Source organism: Nocardia sp. NPDC059154 (assembly GCF_042755705.1).
In the GTDB taxonomy this organism is placed as follows: Bacteria; Actinomycetota; Actinomycetes; order Mycobacteriales; family Mycobacteriaceae; genus Nocardia.
In genome coordinates, this window is the sequence record NZ_JBHZCS010000037.1 from 99,824 (window position 1) to 108,010 (window position 8,187).

At 71.8% G+C, this 8,187-nt stretch carries 6 protein-coding genes; all 6 read right to left on the minus strand.

The window, feature by feature from the left end; all coding sequences use genetic code 11:
* Positions 1–25: 25 nt before the first annotated feature.
* Positions 26–631: a response regulator gene (locus tag ACFXN1_RS29190; protein WP_379378751.1), complete on the minus strand. Its 606-nt coding sequence runs from the start codon at positions 629–631 to the stop codon at positions 26–28.
* Complete coding sequence (locus ACFXN1_RS29195; RefSeq protein ID WP_379441162.1) at positions 628–1,962, minus strand: sensor histidine kinase; 1,335 nt, start codon at positions 1,960–1,962, stop codon at positions 628–630. The genes ACFXN1_RS29190 and ACFXN1_RS29195 overlap by 4 nt, the downstream gene beginning before the upstream one ends.
* Positions 1,946–2,716: an ABC transporter permease gene (locus tag ACFXN1_RS29200; protein WP_379441164.1), complete on the minus strand. Its 771-nt coding sequence runs from the start codon at positions 2,714–2,716 to the stop codon at positions 1,946–1,948. The genes ACFXN1_RS29195 and ACFXN1_RS29200 overlap by 17 nt, the downstream gene beginning before the upstream one ends.
* Positions 2,713–3,663 (minus strand): ABC transporter ATP-binding protein, encoded by a 951-nt coding sequence (locus tag ACFXN1_RS29205; RefSeq protein ID WP_379399283.1) that lies wholly within the window; start codon positions 3,661–3,663, stop codon positions 2,713–2,715. Before ACFXN1_RS29205 ends, ACFXN1_RS29200 begins: the two co-directional genes overlap by 4 nt.
* Before the next feature lie 91 nt (positions 3,664–3,754).
* Positions 3,755–5,194: a molybdopterin-dependent oxidoreductase gene (locus tag ACFXN1_RS29210; protein WP_379441165.1), complete on the minus strand. Its 1,440-nt coding sequence runs from the start codon at positions 5,192–5,194 to the stop codon at positions 3,755–3,757.
* Positions 5,195–5,278: 84 nt separating this feature from the next.
* Positions 5,279–8,187, minus strand: a 2,909-nt coding sequence (locus tag ACFXN1_RS29215) for a condensation domain-containing protein (RefSeq protein WP_379463713.1), incomplete at its 5' end; no start/stop codon positions are given.

Sequence of the window (8,187 nt, forward strand, 5' to 3'; positions counted from 1 at the left end):
ACGGTTCGAACGCGCGAGGGGCAGGTCAGAGCCAGCCGAGGCGTTCGGCGGCGCGGACTGCTTCGGCTCTGGTTCGGGTGCCGGTTTTGCCGATCGCGGAGGACAGGTGGTTGCGGACTGTGCCTTCGGACAGGTGGAGTTGTTTGGCTATCGCGCCGGCGGTGGCGCCGTTGGCCGCGGCGGCGAGGACTTCGCGTTCGCGGGCGGTCAGGGGTGAGGTTCCGGCGGTGAGGGTTTCGGTGGCGAGGGCGGGGTCGACGACGCGCAGGCCCATGTGGACGCGGCGCACGGCATCGGCCAATTCGCGGGCGGGCGTGTCCTTGACGACGAAGCCCGAGGCTCCGGCGTCGATGGCGCGGCGGAGGTAGCCGGGGCGGCCGAAGGTGGTGACCATGAGGATGCGGACTTCAGGGTGGGCCGCGTGCACCTGCGCCGCGGCCGAAATGCCATCCTGGCCCGGCATTTCCACGTCCAGCAGGGCCACATCGGGAGCGGTGCGCGCGACGGCCGCGAGGACCTCGTCGCCCCGGCCCACCTCGGCGACGACCTCGAGGTCGGGCTCGAGGCTGAGCAGCGCGGCGAGGGCGCCGCGCACCAGGGCCTGGTCGTCGGCGAGCAGCAGTTTGATCATTCCGGCTCCTTGATGGTCGCCGGAAAGCTTGCCAGCACCCGCAATCCGCCCTCCGGCCGGTTGGCGAGGGTGAGGGCGCCGCCGGTGGCCTGCACCCGCTCGCGCAGGCCGGCCAGGCCGGAACCGGTGCGCGCCGAATCGCTCATGCCGACGCCGTCGTCGGACACCTCGATGCTGGTGGGGGTGACCCGCACCCGGCAGTGGGCCGCGCCGCTGTGCCGCACCACATTGGTCACGGATTCGCGCAGCACCCAGCCGAACACCACGCTGTGGCGGATCGGCAGATCGTCGGAATCCGGTAGCTCGGCCTCTATCTCGGCGGCGCGCAGCGCGGTGCGGGCATTGGCCAGCTCACCCGCCAGCGACACCTCACGCAGGCCACCGACGGTGGTGCGCACCCCGGCCAGCGCCTCCCGGGCCAGCCGCTCCACATCGGCCATCTCGGTTTTCGCCCGGTCCGGGTCGAGATCGACGAGTCGTTGCGCCAGTTCGGTTTTCACCGTGATGACGGTCAGCGAGTGGCCGAGGATGTCGTGCACGTCGCGCCCGACCCGCAGCCGTTCCTCCGCCACGGCCAGCTCGGTGAGCTGCTTGCGGGCCAGGTACAGCTGGTGATTGCGCACCAGGATCACGCGAATCCCGCCGACGGCGAAGCCCGCCAGCGCGATCGACTGGATGAGCCCCCAGTCCGGTGGCTGACCGCTGACCAGCTGCGGCACCACCCCGAACACCACGATGAGCACCAGCTCGAGGGGAATCGCCCACCGGACCGGCGCGCTGAAGCCGATATAGGAGGCCATGTAGACGCTCATGCCCAGCATCGAGGAGTGCAAGGTGATCGCGGCCGCCGCGATCAGCACCGCCTGCATGAGCAGGGGAACCAGGACCGTGCGCGGTTCGGGGTTGGGCGGCCACGCCCCGCCCACCGGCCGGCCGCCCCGCACGATCCGCCAGTAGGACCAGATGTAGCAGGCGCCGAAGGCCACGATCACCGCGAGCGTATACACCCGGGCCACCGGATTGTCCAGCTCCCAGCCCCGCCGCAACGGCTCGATCAGATACACCGCCCACACCGCCGCGAACAGCGACCCGAACCGCCGCCGTCGCCGAATGCCCTCTTCCTCCTCGTCCACAGAGCCGGACGCTACACCGAACAGGACCGGTCGCGGCGACAGTCGCGGGCCGCCTGTGCCGCGGACGGATCGCTCCGTGTCCGGGCCGCCGTGGTCCGCGGAGCCGCGCCACACCGCGGCGACAGCCGCGCCGAGGCCCGGCCGGGCGGTGTGCTCGGCCGGACCGGCGTCCCCGGATCGTTCAGCGGGCGGTGTCACGGCGGAAGAGGTAGGCGGAGCCGAGGGTGAAAACGGCCGCCCAGGTCACAACGTTCACGATGGCCAGGACGATGCCCGCCGCGCTGGGCTGGGCGAAGGGGGCGCGGGCGAGGACGGCTATTCCGTTGGTGGGCACCAGTTTCGAGACGATCTCGAACCAGCCGTGCAGCGGGTTGAACAGGCCGCCGGCGAAGGACAGCAGGGCCAGGGAGACGCCGAGCAGCTGCATGACGTTCTCGGCGGGCAGCAGGTAGCCCATGAACAGGCCGAAGGCGGCGAAGACCAGCGAGCCCAGCCAGGCGATCAGGAAGCAGCTCACCCACGCCGACGCCGGCAGGTGTGCGCCGAAGATGGCCCCGGCAACGAAAACCACGGTGACCGAGAGCAATCCGAGCACCATGGCCACCAGGATCTTGGTGGCCATGTAGGCCAGCGGGTGCAGCGGGGTCAGGCGCAGCTGGCGACTCCAGCCCACCGCGCGCTCGACGGCCACCCGGGCCGCGCCGGTGGAGGTCGCCAGCAGCGCACCGTAGACGGCCATGGAGACCATGACGTAGCCGGTGGTGTTGCCGGAACCCGATGCCTGGCTGCGGAAGTCGGCGCTGGTGCCGAAAATGATGAAGAAAAGCGGCGGCATGACCAGGGCGAACAGGACGGTGCGCTTGTCGCGCAGGGTGCGCCGCAGTTCCAGGCGCAGGAAGGCGGGCCGGAATCCGCCCAGCGGTCGTGCGGGCCGGGTGTCGAGGGTTGTCATCGGTGGTCTCCCGTCGTGGTCAGGGCGAGGAACGCGTCCTCCAGGTTGTGTCCGGAGATCTCCAGATCGACGGCCTCGGTGGCGGTCAGCAGGTAGCGGGCCACCACGTCGGAGTCCTTGGCGCGCACGATGATCCGGCTGCCTCGCTGCTCCACCTGGTCGACGCCGGGCAGGGCCAGCAGTCGCACCGGATCGGCGGCGGGCAGGGTGGCGCTGACGGTGCGGCCCGCGGCCAGGCTCTTGATCCGGGCGGCGCTGCCGTCGGCCACCACCCGCCCGGCCCGCACCAGCACGATGCGGTCGGCGTAGGCGTCGGCCTCGTCGAGGTAGTGGGTGGCGAACAGGACGGTGCGGCCGCGGCGGGCGTCGTCGCGGATGGCGTGCCAGAAGTCGCGCCGCCCTTCGACATCCATGCCGGTGGTGGGTTCGTCGAGCACGACGAGGTCGGGATCGGGCAGCAGGGCCAGCGCGAAACGCAGCCGCTGCTGCTGGCCGCCGGAGCATTTCCCGACGGGCCGGTCGGCGATATCGTCGATCCCGGCCCGCACCAGCACCTCCCGGACCGGGCGCGGGCGCGCGTGCAGGGTGGCGATCAGGCGCACGGTCTCGCCCACGGTCAGGTCGGGCAGCAACCCGCCGGACTGCATGACCGCCGAAACACGTCCTCCGGCAATGGCTTCCGCGGGTGTCGCGCCGAAGACCCGTATCTCCCCCGCATCGGGCCGGGCGAGGCCGAGCAGCATGTCGATGGTCGTCGTCTTCCCCGCGCCATTGGGCCCGAGGAAGGCGACGATCTCACCCGGCCGTACCGTCAGATCCAGTCCGTCCACGGCGCGCACCGTCCCACCGGGCGCGGCGAAAGTCTTGACCAGCCCCCGTATCTCGATGGCCGGGGCAGTCCCGTGCCCGGACCGCTGGACCGCGATGCCATCAGCAGTAGCGTTCATGGCTCTACTGTCGGCCGCCGGGGTCCGCGGCACCTCCGTCGTCCGTCACTACTCCGCCATGACAGATGTCATGGCCGGTGCCCGCAGTGGACTAGGCGGTGACCGTGACCGTGTGCAGGCCGCCCGGGCCGAACGGGAAGGGCGGACGTTCGGTCGAGTCCTGGACCTCGCCGGAGCGGCTGGTCACGCGGGCCTGCAGGGTGTGGGCGCCCGGCGGGAGATCGACGAGGGTACGCCAGCGCCGCCAGGCGGCCGGCGCCAGTTCGGAGCCGAGTTCGACCGGGAGCCATTCGGTTTCGTCGATGCGGATCTCGACGCCCGCGACCCCGTGGGGCGGGGCCCAGGCCACGCCGGCGACCATGAACTTGCCGGAACCCGTGCCGCCGCAGGTCGCCACATCGATGCGGGCCTGCGGGCGCACCCACAGCGGCTCGACCGGCCAGCCGCGCTTGCACCAGTAGTCGACATGGGTGTCGTCGGCGAGTTCGAGCTCGGTGATCCACTTCGCCCCGGAATACTGCCCGTAGATGCCGGGCACGAAAACCCGTGCGGGGAAGCCGTGTTCGGGCGGCAGCGGTTCGCCGTTCATGCCGATGACCAGGTAGCCGGGCCATTCGCCGGTGCGCAGCGGTTCCAGCGGCAGCGAGATGGTGTAGCCGTCGGCGGCGCGGGTGACCAGCCGGGTCGCCCCGGCTTCGGGGACGGCGTGGTCGAGCAGCGCGGTCAGCGGGACACCGAACCAGCGGGCATTGCCGCAGCGGCCCGAGCCGGCCGTATTGTGCACGCACACCATGACGGCATCGAATTCCACGGCCTGCTCGGCCAGATCGGCCAGCGACAGCCGCAGGTGATGGGCCACCCGGCCGCCGATGGCCAGCCGCCACTGGGCGGGATCGATGCGCGGCGGCCGCGAATTCACGTCCGCCACATAGAATTTGCCCGCGGGTGTGATCAGGGGCGACAGTCCCGGTTCCGGCCCGAGGCCGTCCTCGGGGACAGGCGCGTGCGCACCCCACGACCCGGACCGCCGCGCCACCTCGCGGTACCGCAGGTCCTCGCGGCGCACCAGCACCTCGGCGGCGGCGAGCATGCCGGTTCCCGCTGCCGCCCACAGCAATCCGTGACGGGGCGCGGTGGAGCTGCGCAGTCCCGCACGCAGTAGCGCCGCCGCGGCCACGCCGCCGACCGCGCTGGGCACCGACCGGTTGGCGCTGCGCAGTGCCGCGGCCGCCGTTCCCGCGCCGAAGGCCACCGCCGCGGGGGTCCGCAGCCGCGGCGGCAGCAGGGCCATCCCGGCGGCCGCGGCGACGCCGCCGAGGGCCACCCCGAGCCGGGTCATCTCCTTGTCGTGCTCCCCGGCCTGCGCCACCATGGTCTCGACCACCGGCACAGGCGCGTAGTCGGCGGCCAACCGCCCGATTCCGTCGAGCACGGACCCGCCCCTGGCCGCGGCGAGCAGCTCGCCCGCGCCGAGTGCACCCAGCCCCACCGCCGCCGCGCCCAGCAGCCGCCGCTTCCCGTTCACCCACACTTGCCCGAACCTTCCGTAGCCGACCGGGTTTCCAGCGCCCATTCTTCCCCAGCGGCGGCGCGAGATCGCGCGCTTTGCGCGGCATCACCGCCGCAGGTAGGCGTCCACGAGGGGTCCGATGACGGCCAGCGCCTCGGCGGTGATCATCTCGTTGTGGCTGTACGGGAGCGGCCGATCCTGGATGCTGCCGCCGATATACCGCCGCCAGGTGGTGACGTTCGGGTTGGGGTCCGGGTTGTGGGCGGCGGCGAAGAAGAGCAGGTCGCCGTCGAAAACCTCGTGCTCGTGGGCCGCGATCTGGCGCAGCAGGTGTTGCAGATCGCTGTAGAAGTTCTCCAGATCGGTTGCGGAGAAGGTGATTCCGGATGCCGCCAGCAGATCCGCCGCCTGGGCGGGCGTGAGGTGCTCGAGCTCCGGCGGGATGTCGATGCCGCCGAATTCGGCCAGCAGCATCGACAGCGGCGGGAGGGCGCTGTCGTCGGGCACCGCGACGTCGGCGCGCGAGTCGATCATGACCAGGGATGGCACCTCCGCACCGCGGCGGCGCAATTCGACGGCCATGGCGTGCGCCAGCGGCCCGCCGGCCGAGTACCCGAGCAGGTGGTACGGGCCCTCGGGCTGGACGTGGAGGATCTCCTCGACGTACCGGACGGCCAGTTCGCGCACGGTGCGGTCGGCGGTGCCGCCGTCGGTGACGCCGGGCGACTGGATGCCGTAGATGGGGCGGTCACCGTCGATGTACTGGACCAATCCGCCGTAGCACCAGGCCAGTCCGATGGCCGGGTGCACGCAGAACAGGGCCGGCGCGTCGCCCCGCGGGCGCATCGGCAGCAGCACCCGCATGGACGCCTCCACCCCCGGCTGGTCGGCGGCCTCGACCAGGCGCTGCGCCAGCGCGGCGGGCGTCGGGTCGAGGAACATCCACTGCAGGGGCATGGGGATGCCGGTGTGTTCGCGCACCAGGGTGACCAGGCGGACCGCGCCCATGGAGTTGCCGCCGATATCGAAGAAGTTGTCGTCCACGCCGATTCGCGGGGATTCCAGCACGGTCTCGAAGGCGTCGACGAGGGTGCGTTCGGCGTCGGTCCGCGGGGCGCGGTAGGCCCGGCGGGCTGGGGCGGGCTGCGGATTCACCACGACGGTGGCTTCGTCGTGGGGATGCACGGTGAGCGCGGGCAGCGGGGTGCCCGCGGCGGGCGTCACGGCAAGTGTGCCGATCGCCGCCGCCGGGGCGGCAGTTGCCGCGTCCAGGAGCGCGAGGAAGCCGTCCACCATGGTGGCGGCGGTGCCGCGGTCGAACAGGTCGGTGGTGAAGGTGAGGGAGGCGGTGATGCCCGCCGGTTCCCCCGCCGCCCCGAACTGCTCGGCCAGCATCCATTCCAGATCGAACTTGGATCCGGGTGCGGGCGCGTCCAGGGGTCGAATCTCCAACCCGGGCAGCGTGGTTGCCTCGGTCTGCAGATTCTGGAAGGCGAGCAGCACCTGGAACAGCGGGTGGTGCGCGGTGGAGCGGGCCGGGGCCAGCGCCTCCACCAGCCGCTCGAACGGCAGGTCCATATTGCCGTAGACGGCCAGGTCGGCCTGCCGCACGGCGTCGAGGGTGTCGGCGAAACCGGCGGCGGGATCGAGCTGCGAGCGCAGCACCACGGTATTGACGAACATGCCGACCAGGTCGTCGAATTCGCCGTCACCGCGGCCCGCGACCACCGAGCCGATGGCGATGTCGGTGCGGCCGGACAGCCGCCCCAGCAGGACGGCCAGCGCGGCGTGCACCACCATGAACGGGCTGGCACCGTGGTTGCGGGCGAGTACCTGGATGCGGTCGTGAACCGTTGCGGGAACCGTGAATTCGATGCGGTCGCCGGACCCGGACGGAGCCTCCGGGCGCGGGCGGTCGGTGGGCAGCGCGTGGACCTCGGGCACACCGGCCAGGGTGGTGCGCCAGAACTCCAGCTGACGGCTGGCCAGGCTGTCGGGATCGCGGTCGGAGCCGAGCAGTTCGTGCTGCCACAGCGCGTAGTCGGCGTATTGCAGCGGGAGCGGAATCCACTCGGGCGCCACCCCGGTCGAGCGAGCGATGAAGGCGTACATGACATCCCGGGCCAGCGGAGCCATGGACCAGCCGTCCGCCGCGATGTGGTGCACGGCCATGGCCAGCACCGTGCGGTCCGGCGCAATGCGGAGCACGCAGACCCGCAGCGGCGTCTCGCGGGTGATGTCGAAGCCGCGGGACAGCTGGGCGATCAGGGCCGCCGCGATGTCCGCCTCCGCCACCTCGAGTTCGGTGATCGGCAGCGAACCCGCTGTCGCGGGCAGGATCTGCTGGTACGGACGCCCGTCCGGCCCCACCGGGTAGATGGTGCGCAGTGTCTCGTGCCGGGCGACGACATCGTCGAGTGCCTCACGCAGCACCGAAATATCCAGTGCGCCGGTGATTTCGAACGCTCCCGGGATGTTGTAGAGCGGCGAGGCGGGGTCGTAGCGGTTGAGGAACCACATGCGCTGCTGTGCCGCCGACAGTGGGATGCGCTCCGGGCGTGGGCGCGGTCCCGGGCGCGGACGATCCGACGCGCCACCGGAGGCGACCAGCGCCGCCAGCTCTGCCACCGTCGGGGCGTCGAACAGGGCGCGCACCGGGACGGCCGTGTCGAGCGCCGCGCCGAGCCGCGCCACCACCCGGGTGGCGATGAGCGAATTGCCGCCGAGGGCGAAGAAATCGTCGTCACGCCAGACCTGGTCGATGCCGAGGACCTCGGCGAAGGCCGCCGCCACCGCCGTCTCGACGGGCCCCTCGGGCGGTCGCTGCTCCCCTGCCACCAGCTGCGGTGCGGGCAGGGCATCGAGGTCCAGTTTGCCGTTGGCGGTGCGCGGCAGGTCGGGCAGCACCGTGATGGCGGACGGCACCATGTAGGACGGGAGGGCGAGCGCGTCGACGCCGCCATCGCCCGGATGTTCGGGTTCTCCCGTACGAAGGCGGCGGAGCTGGCCGCCTC

Coding starts and splice junctions, on each gene's coding strand:
- ACFXN1_RS29190 (WP_379378751.1), bottom strand. CDS start 631: ATGATCAAACTGCTGCTCGCCGACGACCAGGCCCTGGTGCGCGGCGCC.
- ACFXN1_RS29200 (WP_379441164.1), bottom strand. CDS start 2,716: ATGACAACCCTCGACACCCGGCCCGCACGACCGCTGGGCGGATTCCGG.
- ACFXN1_RS29205 (WP_379399283.1), bottom strand. CDS start 3,663: ATGAACGCTACTGCTGATGGCATCGCGGTCCAGCGGTCCGGGCACGGG.